The organism is Myxococcus sp. CA051A, from assembly GCF_013336705.1.
GTDB lineage: Bacteria > Myxococcota > Myxococcia > Myxococcales > Myxococcaceae > Myxococcus > Myxococcus llanfairpwllgwyngyllgogerychwyrndrobwllllantysiliogogogochensis.
The window spans coordinates 158,390-177,767 of the sequence record NZ_JABUMS010000003.1; the positions used below are offsets into that span (position 1 = coordinate 158,390).

A 19,378-nucleotide genomic window follows, 5' to 3' on the forward strand; every position below is an offset into this window, starting at 1 on the left:
CATCTCAGCGCCGGGGGGCGCGGACTTGCGCGGGCTTGCGACGACGGCTCAGCAGCGTGGCCATGGCCAAGAGCGCGGTGGCGGCGACGAACGGAGCGCCGCCCGTGGCCGACGCGCCACAGCCCTGCGCGCCGCTGTCGGACATCGGGTTGTGGGTGCCATCGCCAGGATTGTTCACCACGCCGACGTTCGGCGTGCCGGTGCCGGGCAGCGTGGGCACGGTGATGACCGGAGGCGGGGTGGGCGTCGGGGTGGGGGTGGGCGTGGGGTCCGGCGTCGGCGTGGGAGTCGGCTCCGGCACGGGCGTCGGCGTGGGAGTCGGCTCCGGCACCGGCGCGGGGGGAATCACGTCCTCGAGCGCGGTGCTCATGGTGAAACCATCGTGGTACACGCTCGCCTCGGGCTGGATGGTGTCCTCGCGGTACAGGCCGAGCTTCAGGTAGTTCATCTCGCTGCCGAACTGCGTGGCGCCCATCGTCTTCGGCAGCGCCAGCTTGCCGTTGTGCCAGAGCTGCACGAAGCCGACCTTCGCGTTGGAAGACCACTTCACCTGGAGCACGAAGTCGTGCCACGAGCCCCGGGAGAGCGGGCCCTGCCAGGGGATGGGACCTTCGGAGCCGCCCACGCGCAGGAACATCTGGTCGCCCTTCACGAAGAACTCCAGCGGGGGCGAGCCACAGCAGCCCTCCTGGTGCCACTGCGCGAAGACCTGCCACCCGTCCGACAGGGGGTAGTCCTTCGGGAACAGCGTGCTCCACTTGTAGAAGTACGTGGAGCCCGCCTTCTCCTCACTGATGTAGAGCAACTCGTTGCGATTGCCGCTGGCGCCGATGGGGTCATCGCCCTGGCGCACGGTGGCCTTCAGGGCATAGCGGCCTTCGCGCACCATGTCCGTCACCACTTGAAGACGGCTGTTGGAGACGCTCTGCGAGCGCGTCCACTGCGAAATGTTTCCGGTCTCGAAGTCGCCCTTCCACACCACCTCCGCGGAGGCGAGTGAGGGAACCAGCAACACCAGGGCGGCGAGTCGAAGGAATGCGGTCAAACGAGGTCCTTTCATTCCGGGTTGGCGCATGGGGACACCCGGCCGGGCGTGCTACTTCCCGCTCATGACTGGCTGCCAACCCCCAGGGGTGCGCGCCCTCGTCCGTTCGCTCGGTGGGGAGTGAAGCGGCACGGCGCTTTCGTGCTCGCTCGCCGGTTGCCGCATCGCGCAGTGATTCTGGGGGGATGGAGCGCCGCGTCGCGGGTGGGTGCGCGAGCCACCTCGAGTCGTGTCGTGCTCGCATGCTCCACGGCCTGGGGACGCGCCGTCGTCCCGCACGTCCGCCGTTGCATGGGAAATCCGGACCTGCGTCACCGGTGCCGAGGATTCGGCGGCATGTCCGTTCGTACGAGACGGACGTGGACTCCCGAACGTCCGCACCCTGGGGGAGGGGTGTCTGCTTTCCGTCGAAAGTCGGCGGAGGCAGGAGGGTTGGTGTAGAACCCAACGCGTGGGCGGCTGCTTGGGGGAGGCGCCCGAGGGGGCAGCATGTTGAAGTCGACGTACGACAAGGCCCTGGTCCTGGCGTTGGCCGCGCCCGTGCTCGTTGTCACCTTCCTGCTCGCGCGCACACCGTCCGGGGGGAACGGAGTGGAGACGCGATTCTGGGCCGAGCGCCGGGCGTCCGCGCGCATCGAGGCCCGACTCACCTACCCGGAAGCCGACCGTTACCGTCCGCGAGTCTCCGCGGGTGGCTGTCTCATTCCTCCCGAGCCCATTCCGTTGAAAGAGCTGGCCCGGCTGGAGGAGGAGGGCGACTGGGCGGGCATCGCCGCCGCGTACGGCCTGCAGGGCGAGTGGAACCAGTCCGGCTCCTTCCTGGAGCGGATGACGTCATCCCCGGACCGCGACAGCGATCTGGCCGCCGTGCACCTGGCGAAGGGAGCCCACGAGCAGGCGCTGAGGTTGCTGGATGGCGTGCTGGCGACGAAGCCCCAGCACCCGCAGGCGTTGTGGAACCGCGCGCTGGTGCTCCGCGACATGGGGCTCACCATGAAGGCGGCGGAGACCTTCGAGAAGGTGGCCGCGCTCGGTGAGCAGGGGTGGAGCCGCGAGGCGAAGGCGCACGCGCTGACGCTGCGCGAGGAGACGCTGGAGCGGGCGAGGAAGTGGCGCGGCGCGCGCGACGCGACGCTGGCGCTGATGGACGACGCGAAGGCGCCGCTGCCCCTCCAGGAAGCGCGTCAGAGTCCGGGGGTCGTCCGGCAGCACTTCTACGACGTGGTCCGCGCGGCGCCGTCGAAGGAGCGCGTGCTGGCGCTGATGCCGCTGGCGCGGGAGTTGGACCGCATCCAGGGCGGCTCCTCGCTCGGGGACTATGTGACGCGCGTGTCGTCCCGCGACTTCGCCCGCCGGGGTGAGCTGTCGCGGAGCTACGCGGAGGCGGTGCGCAAGCGCGCCGCCGCGCCGGAGTCGCTGGTGGAGATGGTGCGCGCCTCCAGTGAGGACGACCTCTTCGTCGGGCTGGCGCTGCACAACAAGGCCGCGCTGCGCTACCTGCCGGACCTGGAGTCGCGAACCCAGCGCGACCAGGACTCCTGGTTCAGCCTCTATCTGGAGCGCGAGCGGGCCCGCAAGGAGGTGGCGGACGGGGAGTGGTGGAAGGCCGAGCAGCGCCTGTTCAACGCGCTCCAGCGCTGCCGCGAGGGCGCCTTCTCCGTGCGCTGCGTGGAGCTGGAGGGCCGCCTGGGCATCCTCTACGCGGACCTGCGGCGGCTGACGGAGGCCGAGCAGCACACGCGCACCGCCTGGTCCTGGGCGCGCCAGCTCCAGGAGTGGGACCTGGAGCTGACGGCGCTGGAGAACCTCAACCACATCGCGAGGGACCGCGGCGATTTCTCCAGCGCGCTCGCCTATGTGGAGGAGTGGTCCGCGCGCGGCGGTCGCATCGACCCCTGCTATTGGCCGAACATCAATCGGGCCCACACGTCCTACCTGGCGCTGCGTCCGGAGGCCGCGCGTGAGGCGCTGGCCGCCGCCGCCGCGTGCCCCCAGGCGCCGTTGGACCTGATGTTCGGCGCGACGTTCGCGGAGATGGCGCGCGCGCGTCCGGACCCGAAGGACGCGGAGCGGCTGCGCCACGTGTTCGACGTCGCGCGGGTCAACAACCCGATACCCGGCGACGCCGTGTACGCGCGCTACATCGAGGGCCGCTTCGCGCTGGACCGGGAGCATGAGCGGGGCGTGGAGTTGCTCACGGGCGCCATCGAGGACGCGCGGAAGCTGCCGTCCACCGACGTGCTGGCGCGCGAGTCGTGGACGCTGAGCTACTCCTCGCTCGTCACCGATGCGGGGCGCACCGGCGACTGGGCGCGGGTGCTGGAGTTGATGGCCGCGCAGTTGGAGACGCAGGTGCCCGCGAAGTGCGCGCTGGCCGCCGCCGTGCACAGCGAGCGCTCCGTGGCCGTCGCGCGCGGACCGGACGGCGAGCTGGTGGGCGACTACCAGGGAGACCGCAAGGCGCCCTTCGCCGAGAGCTCCAGCGCGCAGCTCATTCCCGAGCGGGTGCGGCAGGCGCTGCGAGGCTGCCCCCAGGTGGACGTGCTGGCCTGGGCCCCTGTCTTCGGGCGCACGGACCTGCTGCCCTCGGACCAGCCCTGGAGCTTCCGCATGGGCCGCACCGTCCCGGCTCCTGGCGGCGCGCCCTCGTCCCGGCGGCTGGTGGTCTCCAGCGTGGAGGCGCCCGCGCTCCTGCAACTGCCCCGGCTTCCCCCGTGGACGCCGTCGACCGAGACGGAGTCCACGGCGCTGGAGCTGCTGTCGGGCCCGGACGCCACGCCCTCGCGCGTGCTCTCCGGCATGTCGGACGCGACGGAAATCGAGATTCACGCGCACGGCATCAGCGACCCGGTCCTCTCCGACGCCGCGTTGGTGGTGCTGACGCCCGAGGGCAACGGCCGCTATGCGCTGACGGCGGACATCGTCCGGCAGCAGAAGCTGGCGGGCGCGCCGCTCGTCTTCCTCGCGGCATGCAGCGCGGGGCGGCTGGCCTCCACCACCACCCACGAGCCCTTCAGCCTGCCGGCCGCGTTCATCGAGGCGGGCGCGCGCGCGGTGCTCGCCTCCACCGTGGACATCCCGGACGCCGCGGGCCGCTTCTTCGACGGCGTGCGCCAGCGCATCCGCGGCGGCACCGCGCCCGCCGTGGCCTTGCGCGACGAGCGACAGAAGTGGCTCGCGCGCGATGCCCGCAACGGCTGGACGCACCACGTGCTGCTGGTGGAGACGTCCGACTGAGCACGCGCCGCTAGAGCGGCGTGGGCAGGTACGTGTTCCCCTGGGGCACGAGGAAGTGGTGGAACGTGACGGACGCGCTCACGTCGAGCGCGTGGACCCAGTGCCACCAGCCCACGGGGATGAAGACCAGCTCTCCGGGCTCCAGCACGGCCTCCACCACGTGCGCTTCCGAGAACAGCGGGAAGCGCTCGGCGTCCGGGCGCGCCGCGTCCACGTGGCTGAACGTCCCATAGCGCGGGTACATCAGGTGGCGCTGGAAGGAGGGGATGAGCTTGATGTGCTTGCGCCCCATCACCTGCGCCAGCATCACGTTCATGTTGTCGTGGTGCAGCGGGGTGACGGTGCCCGCCGGGCCCAAGAGCAGCGTCATCATGTCCGGCCGGAGCTCCGCGTCGATGATGCCCTGGGGCGCGCGCACGTCGTCGCGCAGGGGCTTGAAGCCATCGCGCTGCCAGTTCTCGTTGCGCGGCACCATGTAGTAGTCGTTCGTCGTGCCCCCCGTCGCCACGCGGTGCACGTAGTCGCGAAAGCGCATCGCCTCGCGGTGCTTCTCCGGCTCGGGCGCGTGGTCCGGGTTCGACTCCCGGCGCGTCATCACCTCCACCTCCGCGTCGCCCACGCGCTCCGCCAGGTACGGCAGCGTCCAGCGCTCCAGCGCGGGCCAGTCCTTCATCAACCCCGTCAGCACCACCGGCCGGTGGCCGAAGTAGTAGCGCGTGAAGAACTCGTCCGCGGACAGGCCCTCCCGCCGCTCCAGCGCCGCGTGCCCGCCCGACTGCCGGTGCAGTGTGCTGTAGACATCCATGACGGACTCCAGCCAGCCGTAGCGGCGCCCCAACCGCTGACACGCCTGGAAGAAGGGATGCGCCTCCACGCGCGCCACTTCCTCCCGCGCCACGTCCTCACCCACCCCAACACCCATCAACGCGCGACAGGCCTCCTCCCGCGTCACCCCCAGCGCGAGGTTCTCCACCAGCCAGACTTGCCACTCCAATGCCAACCGGGACGTATCCGCGCTCATTTGGAAATCCTTGGATTTCACGACTCAATCCACCCCCCTGCCTCTCACGGAACCGCACCGGAGCATGGTAAGGACGGCGACAGTTTCAAAGTTTCATCCACCAGCAACTTGTACGTGCTGCCTGTATCCCAGCACGAGGAGCGAGGCATGACGCCCGGTTCCAAGCAGTCCCCGAGTGCGAAGGTCGTCGAGTCGAGTGCCGCGGACGCCCACGTGAAGAACAACTACGTGGACTGCGCCACCGAGGTGGGGGTGCAGCGCGAGCGCAAGCCCCTACCGATGCCGTCCACCCCCGCCCTGGCCTCCGCTCCGGAGCTCCGCTAGGCCGCTTCCCCGACCAGCGGCGGGCCCGCACCCCCGCTGAGATCCAATGCCCGGACGGGAATGACCCCCCTCCGGGCATTTCCTTGTCTGTGCCCTTGCACTTTTTTCTCAAGGAACAGGCGCCTTCGCGTCTTTGACTGGGAAACCTGCCGCGCGAGCATGTAGGACAACATGGCAAACCTCTTCAACCGGGAGCGGAGGCGCTTTGAGGCGTTCATCCGACAGCACCGGCCCAGTCTTCTGGGCCTGGCGCGCCGGTTGTCCGCCCGTTCGAGCCTGGAGGCGGAGGACCTGGTCCAGGAGGCCTTCGAGCGGGCGATGCAGGACTTCGAGGCGTTGAAGGACCGGACGGACGCGGCGGCGGCGGCGTGGTTGTGTACGACGATGACCAACCGCTTCCTGGATTACTGCCGCAGGCAGCGGACGGAGTCGCGGGGGATGCCACACCTTGCCCTGGTGCAGGAGGGGGTGGCGCAGGGGGAGGCCCAGGAGAACTGGGAGCTGGTGAGCACCGAGGAGTTCCAGAAAGCGGTGGAGCGGCTGAAGCCGCACCTGCGCGACGCCTACCGGCTGCATGCGGAGGGCAAGCGCTACAACGCCATCGCCGAGCATTTCAACGTTCCCGTGGGCACGGTGGGCAGTTGGCTCACCCTGGCACGCAGGGACCTGAAGGACTTGCTGCTGCCACAGGTAGCGGTGGCCCGGGAGCGGGGGGCAACGAGCTCATGACGACGCCATGCACCAACAACCGACTGCACCTCTTCGTCGACGGAGAGCTTTCCGCCACGGAGGGTGAGGCCTTCCGGCAGCACCTGACGCGGTGCGCCGAGTGCGAATCGGGACTGAGGGACTTGCTGCAACTGGAGCTGCTCGCGGCGCGGGCGCTGGGGGGCGCTGCTCCGGTGGCCGAGCCGGTGGAGGTGGCCGAGCCGGTGTCCGCGAAGGTGGTGCCGCTGCGGGCCAGGCTCCAGAAGGTCTACCGCACGGCGGTGCCGCTGGCGCTGGCGGCGGGCCTGGCCGCGGTGGGGGTGTTCCGCTTTCAGGAGCCGCCCCAGATTCCGGACGCGGTATGGCTGGCGAGCGCGGACTCCCGCACGTTCGAGGCGCGGCTGAGCCATCCGAAGGCGGACCGCTTCCTTCCCTACAGCCCGATGCGGGGCACCAGTCACGCGTCGGAGATGTTGCCGCTGCGGCCGCTGGCGGAGCTGGAGGAGCGGCACGACTTCCGGGGCATCGCCGCGGCGTATGCGCTGCGCGGGGACTGGCAGCAGGCGGAGGCGTTCCTCGGGCGTGAGCCGGAGTCGGCGGACAAGGCGAACGACCAGGCGGTCGTGGCGCTGAGCCGGCAGCGGTACGAGGAGGCGCTGGGGCTGTTGACGAGCGCGCTTCGCCAGAACCCGAACCATGCGCAGGCGCTGTGGAACCGCGCGCTGGTGCTGAGGGAGAGGGACTTGCTGGACCGCGCGGCGGCGTCGTTCGACACCGTGGCCTCGCTGGGTGAGGAGGGCTGGAGCGCGGAGGCGCGTCGGATGGCGGCGGAGCTTCGCACGCAGCTGGCGGAGGAGCGGGTGCGGTGGTGGCGGCAGGTGACGGACGCGTGGCTGACGCTGACGGGGGAGGCGCCCTGGGACGCGAAGCAGCTGGCGCAGCGCCCGGTGGTGGCGCGCGCGGCCCTGTATGAGGCGGTCCGCACGGTGACTTCGAAGGAGGGCGTGGAGGCGCTGTTTCCGCTCGCGAAGGAGCTGGACACGCTGGGGGGCGGCTCGGTGCTGCAGGACTACGTGCGGCAGGTGGCGACGCGGGACTTCGCCGCGAGGGCGCCGCTGGCGCAGGGGTATGCGGGGCTCCTGAGGGAGCGCGAGACGAAGAAGGACGCCACGGCGCTGTTGGAGTCGCTGCGCCGCTCGGGGGAGCGGGACATCTACTTCGGGGCGCTGGTGCATACGGGGAGCGCGGTGGTGGACGGCACGGCGCTGAGCGCGCTGCGCGGCTTCGCCGAGGGCACGCCGGACCCGTGGCTGCACCTGCTGGCCGAGCGTGAGAGCATCCGCCGCGAGCTGGCCGCCGGCCACACGGCGCTGGCGGAGAAGCAGCTGATGGACGCGATGCTGACGTGCAACGGGCTGGGCAACATCGTCCCGTGCATGGAGCTGAACTGAGGACGACGCGGCGTCCGCGCTGAGGTGTCGAGGGGTCGGTCCATCAGGGCCGGCCCCTTCGTCTTTGTAGGGCGCGTCGCGCTGTTGTCCACCGTGCGAACGCCGCACGGTGTGAGCGCGGTGTCCTTGGGGTGCGTGGCAGGCTCGCCCGCATGCCTGAGTTCGCGCCCCGCAACATGAGCGATTACGCGGCCACCCACCGTGACTTCCGATGGGAGCGGCCCGAGCACTTCAACTTCTCCACCGACGTGGTGGACCGGCACGCCACCGAGCGTCCGGAGTCGCTGGCGCTCTTGTGGTCCGACGAGTCCGGCCGCGAGCAGCGCTTCACGTGGCAGGGCGTGCGGCAGCGCTCGATTCACGCCGCGCAGTTCCTCGCGGGCCTGGGGCTGAAGAAGGGCGACCGGGTCTTCATCATGATGCCCCGGGTGCCGGAGTGGTGGTTCCTGGTGCTGGGCTGCATCCGCGTGGGCATCGTCTTCATGCCCGGCACGCCCATGCTCACCGTCAAGGACATCCGCTACCGACTGGTGGCGGCGGACGCCAACGCGGTCATCGCCGACGTGAGCTGCCTGGACCGCTTCGAGGGACTCGCGGGCACCGGCCGCGTGGAGACCTGGGTGGCGGTGGGCGATGGCGCCCCCGAGCCATGGGTCTCCTACAAGGCAGGCACGGTGGGCACCGGCGCGCATGGCCAGCCCTTCGCCGCCACGCGCGCGGAGGACCCGCTGCTCATCTACTTCACGTCCGGCACCACCGGCATGCCGAAGATGGTGTTGCACACGCACGCGAGCTACGGCCTGGGCCACGTGATTACCGGGCGGTACTGGCTGGATTTGACGCCGGAGGACCGCCACCTGACGCTGAGTGACACGGGCTGGGCCAAGTGTGCCTGGGGCAAGCTCTTTGGCCCGTGGAGTCAGGGCGCGTGCAACGTCGTCTACGACTTCCGGGGTCGCTTCGACGCGGGGAGGATTCTCAAGCTGCTGGAGTCCCAGCGCGTCACCACCTTCTGCGCGCCGCCCACCGCGTGGCGCTCGCTGGTGCTCCAGGACCTGAAGGCCTTCGACTTGTCGTCCCTGCGCCACACGGTGAGCGCGGGCGAGCCGCTGAACCCGGAGGTCATCGACTCCTGGAAGGCGGCCACGGGGCTGCACATCCGCGAGGGTTACGGGCAGACGGAGACGGTGGTGGTGGTGGGCATGTTCCCCTCGGTGGAGCCGCGCGTGGGCTCCATGGGCAAGCCGTCCCCGGGCTTCACCGTGGGCGTCATCGACGACACGGGGCAGGAAGTGAAGGACGGCCAGGAGGGCGACATCGCGGTGCGCGTGGCGCCGGAGCGGCCGGTGGGGTTGTTCCAGGAGTACGTGGGGGACGACTCGGCCAACGCGGCCTGCCGCCGGGGGGACTGGTACGTCACCGGGGACAGGGCGGTGCGGGACGCGGAGGGCTACTTCTGGTTCGTGGGCCGCGCGGACGACGTCATCAAGACGTCCGGCTACCGAGTGGGCCCCTTCGAGGTGGAGTCCGCGCTGCTGGAGCACTCGGCGGTGGCGGAGTCGGCGGTGATTGGCGTGCCCGACGACAAGATTGGCCAGCGCGTGAAGGCGTACGTGGTGCTGGCACCGGGCTTCACGCCGTCACAGGAGCTGGCGAAGGAGCTCCAGGAGCACGTGAAGCGGACGACGGCGCCGTACAAATACCCGCGCGAGGTGGAGTTCGTCTCCGAGCTGCCCAAGACGGTGAGCGGCAAGATTCGCCGCGCGGAGCTGCGCGCCACGCCGCCGAAACCGGGGTGAGGACGTCACCCCGGCTCCGAAGCGCTGTCAGCTGTTCCAGTCCGAGTGCACGAAGCCGGCGTCGGGCTTGTCCCGGCGCTGGTACGTGTGCGCGCCGAAGGCGTCACGCTGGGCCTGGGTGAGGTTCTGCGGCAGCTCCGGGCTGCGGTAGCTGTCCAGGTACGCCAGTGACGAGCTGAACACGGGCACGGGGATGCCCAGCTTCGTCGCCGCGCCCACCAGCTTGCGCCAGGACGGCGACAGCTTCTCGAGCACCGGCGCGAAGGCGTCCGAGACGAGGAGGTTGGGCAGCTCCGGCTGGCGGGTGAAGGCCTCCCGCAGCGGGGTGAGCAGCTTCGCGCGGATGATGCAGCCGCCTCGCCAGATGCGCGCCATCTCCGCCAGGGAGATGTTCCACTTGTACTCGTCTGACGCCGCCTGGATGAGCCGCATGCCCTGCGCGTACGTCACCACCCGCGCCGCATACAGCGCGTCATGGGCCCACGCCGCCAGCTGCGCCTTCTCCTCGGAGGACAGCGCCTCCGAGGGGCCCTTGAGCTTGTGGCTCGCCGCCACGCGCTGGTCCTTCATCGACGACAGGTTGCGCGCATCCAGCGCGGAGGCGATGGAGGGCACCGGCACGCCCAAATCCAGCGCCACCTGCACCGTCCACTTGCCCGTGCCCTTCTGCCCGGCCTTGTCCAGCACCAGGTCCACCAGCGGCTTGCCCGTCTCCGCGTCCTTCTTGCGCAGCACCTTGATGCTGGTCTCCAAGAGGAAGGACTCGGCGATGCCCTGGTTCCACTGCGCGAAGAGGTCCGCCACGCCCTCCGCCGACAGGCCCAGGCCCCGGCGCAGCACGTCGTACGTCTCCGCGAGCAGCTGCATGTCCGCGTATTCGATGCCGTTGTGCACCATCTTCACGAAGTGGCCCGCGCCATCCGGCCCCACGTGCGTGACACACAGGCCCTCATCGGTGCGCGCGGCGATGGCCTCCAGCACCGGACGCACCAGCGCGTACGCCTCCGTCGGGCCGCCGGGCATGATGGACGGGCCGTGACGCGCGCCCTCCTCGCCGCCGGACACGCCCACGCCCAGGAAGTGCAGTCCCTTGGACTTGCACAGCTCCTCGCGCCGGCGCGTGTCCAGGAACCAGGAGTTGCCCGCGTCCATGATGACGTCGCCTGGCGACAGGAGCGGGAAGAGCCGCTCCAGCATCTGGTCCACCGCCGCGCCCGCCGTCACCATCAGCAGGATGCGCCGGGGGCGCTCCAGCCGCGAGACGAACTCCTCCATCGACGCGGTGCCCTTCAGCTCCGGATGCCCGTGCTTCTGGTGCATCTCGTCGATGCGCTCCGGATGCCGGTCCCACGCCGTCACCCGGAAGCCGTGGTCCGCGATGTTCAGGGCCAGGGCCGCGCCCATGACGCCCATTCCCGCCACGCCGAACTGCGCGCCCGCCTGGGCGCTCGCTGCCGCACTCATGCATCCTCCGAGAAGGCCCGCTCACCGTCCCGCGGCGGCGGAGTCCAACATCCACTGCGCATTCGTCACCCGGGCCGCCGGAAGCGCCGGGTCGCCCGCGAGCGCCCGGTGCACCGTCTCCCGCTTGCCCGCGCCCGCCACCAGCATCAGCACCGCGCTCGCTGACAGCAGCGTCGGCATCGTGAGCGTCATCCGCCAGGGCGGCGGCTTGGGGCCCACCACGGACAGCACGCGCCGGCTCTGCTCCTCCAGCGCCGGGTGGCCAGGGAAGAGGCTGGCCGTATGCCCGTCCTCTCCCATCCCCAGCAACACCACGTTCAGCACCGGCGGCAGCTTCGCCTCGTACTCGCGCGCGGCGACTTCGCGGTCCCCGCGTTCGCCCTCCATGCGGAACACCTGCGACGGCGACAGCCGCAGCGGAGCCACCAGCGTCTCCTCCACCATGCGGTAGTTGCTGTCCGGGTGGTCCGGCGGAACGAAGCGCTCGTCCACGAAGTAGAGGTCCACCCGCTCCCACGGCAGCGTCAGGCGGGACAGCTCCCGGTACGCGGGGCCCGGCGTGCCTCCACCCGACAGGGCCAGGCTCACCCGCCGGTTCATCGCGAGCGACGTCTGGAGCGACCGCGCCATCCACTCGGCGGCCGCGCGCGCCAGGTTCTCCGGCGGGACGATGCGTGGAGGCAGCGCGCTCATAGCTGCGTCCACCGCCGCCCGTCGCGGGCCAGCAGCGCGGAGGCGGCCTGGGGGCCGGTGCTGCCGACCGTGTAGGGGTGCACCGTGCCTCCCTCTCCGGACTCCAGGGCCTGGAGGATGGGCGTCACGTAGGCCCACGCCTGCTCCACGCTGTCCTGCCGCGCGAAGAGGGTGGCGTTGCCGCGCATGCAGTCCAGGAGCAGCCGCTCGTACGCCTCCGGCACCGGCTTCTGGAAGCTCTCCTCGTAGTTGAAGTCCATGGTGACGCCCGCGATGTTGACGTCCTCGCCGGGCACCTTGGACTCGAAGGAGAGGGCGATGCCCTCCTGGGGCTGAATCCGCAGCGTGAGCACGTTGGGCTGCAGCCGCTGGCAGGTGGCGCCCTCGCCGGAGAACAGGCCGATGGGCACCGACTTGAAGTGGATGGACACCTCCGTCATCCGCTTCTTCAGGCCCTTGCCCGCGCGCAGGTAGAAGGGCACGCCCTCCCAGCGCCACGAGTCCACGCTGAGCTTCATGGCCACGTACGTGGGCGTGCGCGAGTCGGGCTTGACGCCCTTCTCCTTGAGGTAGCCCTCGTACTGACCGGCCACCACGGCGCGCGCCACCTCCTTGCCCTCCACGGGGCGCAGCGCGCGGAACACCTTGTTCTTCTCGTCGCGGATGTCCTCCGCGCCGAAGGACACCGGAGGCTCCATGGCGCACAGCGCGAGCACCTGGAGCAGGTGGTTCTGCACCATGTCCCGGATGACGCCCGTCTCGTCGTAGAAGCCGCCGCGGCCCTCCACGCCAATCGCCTCCGCCGCCGTGATTTCCACATGGTCGATGTGGTTGCGGTTCCACAGCGGCTCGAAGATGGCGTTGGCGAAGCGGAAGACCAGGATGTTCTGGACGGTCTCCTTGCCCAGGTAGTGGTCGATGCGGAAGATCTGCTTCTCGTCCAGCACCGCCGCCAGCTCGCGGTTCAGCTCGCGGGCGCTCTCCAGGTCGTGACCGAAGGGCTTCTCGATGACCAGCCGCCGCCAGGGCTTCGCCTGCGGATGCTCCTCGCGCTTGAGCAGCCCGGCGCCGGCCAGGCTGTGCAGAATCTGGGGGAAGGTGGAGGCGGGCGTGGCCAGATAGTAGAGCTGGTTGCCCTCGGTACCCTGGCGCTTGGCGACCTGCTCCAGCCGCTCGCGCAGGCGCTTGAAGGACTCCGCGTCGTCATAGCCGCCGGAGATGCCCTCCAGGCGCGGGGCGAACTTCTGCCACGTCGCCTCGTCGAGCGGCTGCGTGCGCGCGAACTTCCGCAGCCCTTCCTTCACGTGGTCGCGGAAGGCTTCGTCGTCGAGCTGCGAGCGACTGAAGGCGACGACGGAGAAGTGGTCCGGCAGGAGGTTGGCGCGCGCCAGCTCGAAGAGGGCGGGGAACAGCTTGCGCTGCGCCAGGTCTCCCGTCGCGCCGAAGAGCACCACCGTGCATGGGTCCGGGCGCGTGGCGCGCAGCAGCGGGTCTCCCTCTCGGGGATGCGTCTCGATGTGCAGGCCCTGCGCGTCCATTCCGCTGCCTCCTCCGAGTGCCTTCGTGCGGGGCCACCTTACGCCGCTCCCGTTGCCTCGCGGCAAGCCAGAGTGCGCGCAGTGATGTGCGCGTGACGTCTGGAGCGTCCGAAAGAGCGCCTCGCGGGGCCTGCTCTAACGGCGGGCCTCCAGAGTCGCCACGCTCAGTCGAGGGAGGACCGTGCGTGGCGACCCTGGCGCGGACTCAGCGGTCGCCGCCGAAGGTGCCCACGAGCCGGATGTGGCTCTTGCCCGTCTCCGAGCACGTGAGGTCGAGGCTCACGCTCCAGGTGGGGACCTCGGAGTTCCAGGTGAGGCGCCCCGTCCAGGAGCCGCACGCGGAGGTGGGCAACTGGCTGTTGAGTCTTATGCTGGTCACCCGGGAGTCCGGCAGCGTGTAGACGGTTCCCGGCGCCGGCAGGGGACGCTTGATGCGGAAGCTCACCCCGGTGAAGGCGACTCCGCACGTCGGAGCCCGGGAGGTGAAGTGGGTGAGGCTCACGTCGAAGCCGTCGTCCGTGGCGCAGTACGTCGGCGGCGAGCAGAACCACTCACCGGTGGTGGGCGTCGTGGAGTAGGTGCTGGCTTCGTAGAACACGCCCGTGGAGCTGGGGCTGGTCAGGTTCCAGTGGCAGGTGGGCTTCACCGTGCGACAGCACGCGGCGGCGTTCCCGTTGCAGCCGGTCGTGAAGCAGCCCATGGGATTGGTGGCCGTGCCATCTCCCTCGCACTTCATGCCCAGCACCGCATCCGTGCCGGTGCGCGTGCAGGACCACAGCGAGGTCCCTTCGCAGAAGGACTCGCCCGGCGTGCAGAGCTGGGGCGCCTGGCCCATGGGCCCCATCGGTCCCTGCGCCCCTGTGTCGCCCTTGGGGCCCTGGACTCCCTGGGGACCCATCACGCCGCGAGGCCCTTCCATTCCCTGCGGACCCTGTGCCCCCGTGGAGCCTGTCTCGCCGCGAACGCCTTGCGCGCCCTGAACGCCCTGCGGCCCGCGCTCACCGGTGTCGCCCTTGGGCCCCTGGGCGCCCTGGAGCCCCTGCTCTCCCTGAGGACCCGGCGGACCGCCCTCGGGACCTCGGGGGCCCTGGGGACCTTGCGGACCCTGGGTTCCGGTGGGGCCCTCGGTGGTGCAGGCGGCGGTGGTGAACAGGCAGCACAGCAGCAATGGCGCGAGTGCGCGCCAGGGGGTCTTCGTCATAGGGCGCGCCCGGTATCAGCTTGCCCTGCCGGGGGCAATACATCGCATGTGCCGAGACACGGCGAGTACGTGCCCTCGAATCCCTCTCCTCCACGGCGTCTGCCTTCTGGAGCCCCGGGTGAAGCGACCCGGGTTCAGATGCCCGGGGGCGGTGGAAACACCTGGGCGCGCAGCAACTCCGTTCTCCGGCGTCGGTGGGCATTGCCCTCGTCCAGCAAGGTGGCCAGCGAGTAGAGCCGGAGCGCGGGCATGCGCTGCTCTTCCTCCTCCAGGGCTTCGCCGCGCTCCGTGGCCAGGTCCGCGAGTCGCTCGCGCTCCCCGGGCGAAGGCAACTCGCTCGATGGCTTGTACGTGAGCACGCAGCGCCAGCGCTTCAGGCCCCGTTCCGCTTCGCCGTCCCGGATGTCCTGCTCGAGAAGGCGTGTCAGTGCTTCCCGGTCCGGCGCCAGCGCCGCGCTTTTTCCTCCCGGACAGCGAGGGTCCTCCGTGGCCGACAGGCCGATGAGCTGCCACTCCGTCCCGCCGATATGCCGGAAGTTCGGCATCAGGCCGGGCAGTCTCGTCAGGTAGTGGCTCGGGCCGTGTGAGTCGAGAAGGAAGGGGGGCCCTTCCGACAGGAGGTAGTCCGCGAGGGCCTGGGGATTGCCCGAGTGATGCGCGATGGCATAGTCGCCGAGTCCCGCCACGTCGACGAGCTCCGCCTCGCGGAGCACCATGGACTGCCCGCCCAGGTCCGGTGCCGCCACCAGCGGCCGGAGTTGACCGAGCTCGGCGGCGAGCCGCTTCACGCCCACGTAGTGACTGGCGACGTATTGGAAGGGCAGCTCCGGGGATGCCTTGATGCGAGGCGCGCGCAGCGTCGCCTCTCTCAGGGCGGGAAGACCCAGCCAGAGGGCCGCCACTCCCACGGCGCCCACGCCGATGCGCGCGGGCCAGCGCCAGCGCTCACCGCGCGTGGTCAGCCCCGCCGCGCGCGCACGCACGCCCGACAGACCCGACGCCATGCACACGCCCAGCAGGGGCACCAGCGGCGCGATGAAGCGCCACTCGCGCATCCAGTCACCCGAGCGCCATGCGAAGAACCCACCCGCACCCAGGAAGAGGGCGCCGAGCGCCGCACTCCTCGCGGAGGCCACGCCTCCCATCAACCCCAGAGCGGCGCCTGCCAGGGCGAGCTGAACCAGCGGGAGGGAGAGGTGGAGGTAGTCCTTCAGATATTTGCTTCCGTCGAGTTTCCAGAAGCGCTTGGCATAATAGGTGTTGGGGAACAGGTCCGCGAAGTAGGTCCACCGCACCGCGTACCATCCGCCCACCAGCACCAGCAGCCAGCAGGCGATGCCCAGCGCCTGTCGTCCGGTCCAGCGTCGCTCCAGGGTCCGGTGCGTCAACCACAAGAGGCCGGCGCCCAGCAGGTAGAGGAGTCCCTCGGGGCGGGTGAGGCACAGCAACGCCAGCGCCAGGCCCGCGCTCGCGCCCCGGCCCGTGCGCAGCTCGCGCAGGAGCAGGACGCCGGCCGTGGCCAGGAGGAGGGCCTGGAGTCCGGTCTCCATGCCGCTGGAAATCCACGTCATGTAGATGGGGCTGGTCGCGGCCACCCAGGGCGCCGCGACGTCCTCCAGTCGCGGACGGCGGCGCGCCGAGACAGGCCCCCAGAGCGCGAAGAGGGGCAGGGCCAGCAGACCCAGGATGATGCCCAGCGAGTGCGCGTACGTGTCGGGCGCCAGGCCCAGGGGCTGGCTCAGCCCCAGCAGCAGCGTCCACAGGGGGTTCGAGAAGCCCTCCACGGGCTGCGAGTGAGGCGTGACACGCAGCCCCGCCCCCTCGAAGAAGCTGTGGCCGTAGGCGATGGAGATGGCGGCGTCGTCCACGACGGGCGTGGCGAGGTAGCCGCAGTGGTACGCCCCCGCCGCCACCGCGGCCAGGACAAGGCCGGCGGTCAACGCCAGCTCCCAGTCGGTCTTGAAGCGAGGGAGCGGTGGGTTGCTGGGCGTGGGGAGGCTCATGTACTCCGGACTCGAGGCAGGGCGCCGGGATGATAGCAGCGCCAGGCGGGCGGGCGTCCCGCGCACGTCGCGGGGGCCAAAAGGTGATATGCCCGGGCGTCCGTCTCGACCTCTCCCCGGCTTGTCGCGAGAGTCCCCTTCCGCTGCGCCGTGCACCGCGATGAAGTACCTCGTCACCGTCTGGTTCTGGCTCGTCTTCCTGCTCACGGCGCCCGTGCTCTTCACGCTGGGGGCGCTGCTGCTGCTCGTCACGTTCCCCGTCGACCGGGACCGCCGGATGTTGCACTGGCTGGTGTGTGGCTGGTGCCACTGGCTGTGGCTGCACCTGTCCCCAGGCTGGCGCACGCGCTTCGAGGGCCGTGAGCACCTGCCCCAGGGCCCGTGTGTCATCGTGGTCAACCACCAGTCCGCCATGGACATCCTCGCCGTCATGGGGCTGAACCACCCGTACAAGTTCGTGGCGAAGGCCTCGCTGTTCAACCTGCCGCTGGTGGGTTGGATGATGACGCTCCTGGCCTACGTGCCCATCGTCCGGGGCTCGTCCAGCGCCATGCACCAGTTGCTGGACCCATGTCGCAAGTGGCTGCGTCGGGGCATGCCCGTCCTCATCTTCCCGGAGGGCACCTATGCGACGGGCGGACAGCGACTGCCCTTCAAGCGCGGCGCCTTCCAGCTCGCGTTGGAGGAGCACGTTCCGGTGGTGCCCATCGTCGTGGAGGGCACGACGCAGCTGCTCGACGGAGACGGGCCCTGGATGAACGCGCGGGCGTCCATGCGCGTGCGAGTCCTGCCGGCCCTGCCGCCGGAGTCACTGGGCGAGGACGCGGTGGAGCTGGCGGAGCGGGTGCGTGCGTTGTACGAGCGCACCCTCGCCGTCGGCGGCTGAGTCACGCGCATGGGCTGGCTACTCTGGACCTTGGAGACCTTGCTGGCGGTGGCCGGTGCGTGGGCGCTGTCCGCCGCGCTCCTGCGTGAGCGGTCCACGCTGGAGCGCTGGATGGCCGCGCTCCTGTTCGGCGCCGCGAGCATCCTCACCTGCGTCCAGGGGCTGGGCCTCTCGGGGCAGTTGGGCCGCGTGCAGCTCGCCGTCGCGGGGCTCGTGCTCCACGGGGCCATGCTCGCGGTGGCCGTGCTGCGCGTCGGCGGCGCGGAGCTGCTCGCCCGACTGCGCGCGGACCTGGGCGCCCCGGTGCGACTGTTGCGCGACATCCATCGGCGCCAGGAGCTGGCCGCCTGGGCGCTGCTGCCAGCGGCGTGCGCGCTCGTGCTCTCCTGCGTCGTCGCCTGGTACTACCCGAACTGGGCCTGGGACGTCGTCTGGTACCACGTCCCCAAGACGAACTATGCGGTGCAGACGGGCAGCATCACCTGGGTGGACACCTCCGTCTGGTACGTCAACGGCTACCCCGAACTCACCGAGCTGCTCTCCGTCTGGAACGTGCTGCTGCCCCGGCACACGCGGCTGGATGACCTGTCGCAGATTCCCTTCGGCCTGCTCGGAGCGCTCGCGGTGGCCGCGCTCTGTCGCCGGGCGAGCGCGAGCCCCGCGCTGGCCGCCTCGCTGGGCGCGATGTGGCTCACCCTGCCGGCAGTGTTCCTCCAACTGCACACCTCGCACGCCGACGTGGTGGCCGGCGCGCTGTTCATCACCGCCTTCTACTTCCTCACCGAGCGGGACTGGAGCCCCGTCGCGCGCACGCTGACGCTGCTAGCGCTGGGCCTGTATGCGGGCACCAAGGTGACGGGCCTCTTCCACCTCGCGCTCCTGTCGCCGTTGCTGCTGGTGCGAGGAGTGCTCGTCCTGCGACGCGCGAAGGGCGCGCGCTGGCGGACGCTGGGACAGGCGGGGCTCGCGGTGCTGCTGCTGCTCTGGCTGGGCGCACCCACGTACGTGGAGAACGCGGCGCGCACCGGCAACCCGTTCTGGCCCGCGCGCATGCGGGTGCTGGGACGTGAGCTGGCGGGCCCCATCGGCGCGGAGGAAATCGCCGGACCGCCGGCGTTCTTCGGTGCGCCCGGGGCCTTCGCGCGCATGGTGGACAACTGGAGCGCGCGCGAGGGGATGTACTGGCCCGACGTGCGCGAGCGCGCCTTTGGCTGGCTCTTTCCGTACCTGCTCCTGCCCGTGCTGTTGTGGGTGAGCGCGTCGGCCCTCTTCAGTCGTGAGCGCTGGTTCCGGTTGTCGCTGCCGCTGCTCGCGAGCCTGGCGGTGCTGGTTCCCGCGGCGTGGTGGGGCCGCTTCACGCTGGGGCTTCCCGCCGCGGGGCTGGTCGCGTTCGCCGTGCTGCACCGACAGGTGGGCACGCGCTATCTCCAGGCGCCGCTGTCCGCCCTCGCGGCCTTTCTCTGCGTGGCGTCCTTCGCGAAGGCCTCCGTGGGTTATCGGGTGTTGCCCACGCTGGGGCCGCGCGCCACCCCGGACGTGCGAGACGAGGACCGCCTCCGGTTGCAGATTGGCTGGCTGTGGCCACTGGAGGCGATGCACCTGCGCGAGCAGGAGCTGCGCTCCGGTGACGTGGTGGCGTACGACAGCGCGACGTCCTTCCTTGGCGAGTACTGGACGGACGACCTGCGCAATCGCGTCGAGTACGTCAACCACGAGGGCAATGACGGCGTGTACCTCGACAAGCTCCGCGCCCTCCGGCCGCGCTGGGTGAGCGTGCGTCGAGAGAGTCCCGCCGAGCATCTGCTGCGCGCACGGAGTCAGGCCTTCGAGCGGCTCTTCGATTGTCCCCTCAGCTCCGCCGTCATGTATCGAGTCACCCGCGCGGACTGGTAGGTGTCTCGGCGGAAAGCTCCGTGTCGTGGCGCCACCTGGGAGTGAAGGCCACAGCCTCGCTGAAAGAAATCGGTGAGCGTGCGAACTCGCACGACGCATTCGGTTCAGTTGACGG

14 protein-coding genes are annotated in these 19,378 nt (G+C 70.4%); 7 read left to right on the forward strand and 7 right to left on the reverse strand.

Annotation, left to right across the window (positions count from 1 at the left end; genetic code table 11):
- Positions 1-4 precede the first annotated feature (4 nt).
- On the reverse strand, positions 5-1,045 hold the full coding sequence (locus tag HUA74_RS10675) for a polysaccharide lyase (RefSeq protein ID WP_174454478.1): 1,041 nt from the start codon (positions 1,043-1,045) through the stop codon (positions 5-7).
- 489 nt (positions 1,046-1,534) lie between these two features.
- On the opposite strand from HUA74_RS10675, the gene HUA74_RS10680 reads away from it, so the two are divergent.
- Positions 1,535-4,282: a CHAT domain-containing protein gene (locus HUA74_RS10680; RefSeq protein ID WP_174454479.1), complete on the forward strand. Its 2,748-nt coding sequence runs from the start codon at positions 1,535-1,537 to the stop codon at positions 4,280-4,282.
- 10 nt (positions 4,283-4,292) lie between these two features.
- Here HUA74_RS10680 and HUA74_RS10685 read toward each other — a convergent pair whose 3' ends face one another.
- The gene (locus HUA74_RS10685) at positions 4,293-5,303 is read right to left on the reverse strand and encodes a cupin-like domain-containing protein (protein ID WP_174454480.1); all 1,011 of its coding nucleotides are present in this window, start codon (positions 5,301-5,303) and stop codon (positions 4,293-4,295) included.
- 147 nt (positions 5,304-5,450) lie between these two features.
- Between HUA74_RS10685 and HUA74_RS10690 the strand changes: the two genes are divergently transcribed.
- From HUA74_RS10690 to HUA74_RS10705, 4 genes are all read left to right on the forward strand, one after another.
- On the forward strand, positions 5,451-5,627 hold the full coding sequence (locus HUA74_RS10690) for a hypothetical protein (protein ID WP_174454481.1): 177 nt from the start codon (positions 5,451-5,453) through the stop codon (positions 5,625-5,627).
- A gap of 171 nt (positions 5,628-5,798) precedes the next feature.
- Positions 5,799-6,356, forward strand: a complete 558-nt coding sequence (locus tag HUA74_RS10695; RefSeq protein ID WP_141643478.1) for an RNA polymerase sigma factor — start codon at positions 5,799-5,801, stop codon at positions 6,354-6,356.
- A complete protein-coding gene (locus HUA74_RS10700; protein WP_174454482.1) occupies positions 6,353-7,786 on the forward strand; it encodes a tetratricopeptide repeat protein in 1,434 nt (477 codons plus the stop codon). The genes HUA74_RS10695 and HUA74_RS10700 overlap by 4 nt, the downstream gene beginning before the upstream one ends.
- Positions 7,787-7,938: 152 nt before the next feature.
- Complete coding sequence (locus HUA74_RS10705; protein ID WP_174454483.1) at positions 7,939-9,585, forward strand: acyl-CoA synthetase; 1,647 nt, start codon at positions 7,939-7,941, stop codon at positions 9,583-9,585.
- A 27-nt stretch (positions 9,586-9,612) separates the two neighbouring features.
- Here the strand turns inward: HUA74_RS10705 and gndA are convergent, their stop codons facing one another.
- From gndA to HUA74_RS10730, 5 genes are all read right to left on the reverse strand, one after another.
- Positions 9,613-11,049 (reverse strand): NADP-dependent phosphogluconate dehydrogenase, encoded by a 1,437-nt coding sequence (gene gndA / locus HUA74_RS10710; protein WP_141643481.1) that lies wholly within the window; start codon positions 11,047-11,049, stop codon positions 9,613-9,615.
- A gap of 21 nt (positions 11,050-11,070) precedes the next feature.
- Positions 11,071-11,742, reverse strand: a complete 672-nt coding sequence (gene pgl, locus HUA74_RS10715; protein ID WP_141643482.1) for a 6-phosphogluconolactonase — start codon at positions 11,740-11,742, stop codon at positions 11,071-11,073.
- Positions 11,739-13,280 (reverse strand): glucose-6-phosphate dehydrogenase, encoded by a 1,542-nt coding sequence (gene zwf / locus HUA74_RS10720; protein WP_174454484.1) that lies wholly within the window; start codon positions 13,278-13,280, stop codon positions 11,739-11,741. The genes pgl and zwf overlap by 4 nt, the downstream gene beginning before the upstream one ends.
- Positions 13,281-13,485: 205 nt before the next feature.
- Complete coding sequence (locus tag HUA74_RS46620; protein WP_174454485.1) at positions 13,486-14,481, reverse strand: collagen-like protein; 996 nt, start codon at positions 14,479-14,481, stop codon at positions 13,486-13,488.
- A gap of 134 nt (positions 14,482-14,615) precedes the next feature.
- Positions 14,616-16,484, reverse strand: a complete 1,869-nt coding sequence (locus HUA74_RS10730) for a hypothetical protein (RefSeq protein ID WP_174454486.1) — start codon at positions 16,482-16,484, stop codon at positions 14,616-14,618.
- A 160-nt stretch (positions 16,485-16,644) separates the two neighbouring features.
- Between HUA74_RS10730 and HUA74_RS10735 the strand changes: the two genes are divergently transcribed.
- Together HUA74_RS10735 and HUA74_RS10740 are read left to right on the forward strand one after the other, a co-directional pair.
- The gene (locus HUA74_RS10735) at positions 16,645-17,370 is read left to right on the forward strand and encodes a 1-acyl-sn-glycerol-3-phosphate acyltransferase (RefSeq protein ID WP_141643486.1); all 726 of its coding nucleotides are present in this window, start codon (positions 16,645-16,647) and stop codon (positions 17,368-17,370) included.
- 9 nt (positions 17,371-17,379) lie between these two features.
- Positions 17,380-19,263 carry a hypothetical protein gene (locus HUA74_RS10740; RefSeq protein ID WP_174454487.1) on the forward strand — a complete coding sequence of 628 codons (1,884 nt, stop codon included), beginning with the start codon at positions 17,380-17,382 and terminating at the stop codon, positions 19,261-19,263.
- Positions 19,264-19,378: the final 115 nt, after the last annotated feature.

What these genes read in the sequence shown, in the direction of transcription:
- HUA74_RS10695 (WP_141643478.1), top strand. Translation starts at nt 5,799, where the DNA reads ATGGCAAACCTCTTCAACCGGGAGCGGAGGCGCTTTGAGGCGTTCATC.
- zwf (WP_174454484.1), bottom strand. Translation starts at nt 13,280, where the DNA reads ATGGACGCGCAGGGCCTGCACATCGAGACGCATCCCCGAGAGGGAGAC.
- HUA74_RS10700 (WP_174454482.1), top strand. Translation starts at nt 6,353, where the DNA reads ATGACGACGCCATGCACCAACAACCGACTGCACCTCTTCGTCGACGGA.
- HUA74_RS10740 (WP_174454487.1), top strand. Translation starts at nt 17,380, where the DNA reads ATGGGCTGGCTACTCTGGACCTTGGAGACCTTGCTGGCGGTGGCCGGT.
- gndA (WP_141643481.1), bottom strand. Translation starts at nt 11,049, where the DNA reads ATGAGTGCGGCAGCGAGCGCCCAGGCGGGCGCGCAGTTCGGCGTGGCG.
- HUA74_RS46620 (WP_174454485.1), bottom strand. Translation starts at nt 14,481, where the DNA reads ATGACGAAGACCCCCTGGCGCGCACTCGCGCCATTGCTGCTGTGCTGC.
- HUA74_RS10735 (WP_141643486.1), top strand. Translation starts at nt 16,645, where the DNA reads ATGAAGTACCTCGTCACCGTCTGGTTCTGGCTCGTCTTCCTGCTCACG.
- HUA74_RS10730 (WP_174454486.1), bottom strand. Translation starts at nt 16,484, where the DNA reads ATGAGCCTCCCCACGCCCAGCAACCCACCGCTCCCTCGCTTCAAGACC.
- HUA74_RS10680 (WP_174454479.1), top strand. Translation starts at nt 1,535, where the DNA reads ATGTTGAAGTCGACGTACGACAAGGCCCTGGTCCTGGCGTTGGCCGCG.
- pgl (WP_141643482.1), bottom strand. Translation starts at nt 11,742, where the DNA reads ATGAGCGCGCTGCCTCCACGCATCGTCCCGCCGGAGAACCTGGCGCGC.
- HUA74_RS10705 (WP_174454483.1), top strand. Translation starts at nt 7,939, where the DNA reads ATGCCTGAGTTCGCGCCCCGCAACATGAGCGATTACGCGGCCACCCAC.
- HUA74_RS10690 (WP_174454481.1), top strand. Translation starts at nt 5,451, where the DNA reads ATGACGCCCGGTTCCAAGCAGTCCCCGAGTGCGAAGGTCGTCGAGTCG.
- HUA74_RS10685 (WP_174454480.1), bottom strand. Translation starts at nt 5,303, where the DNA reads ATGAGCGCGGATACGTCCCGGTTGGCATTGGAGTGGCAAGTCTGGCTG.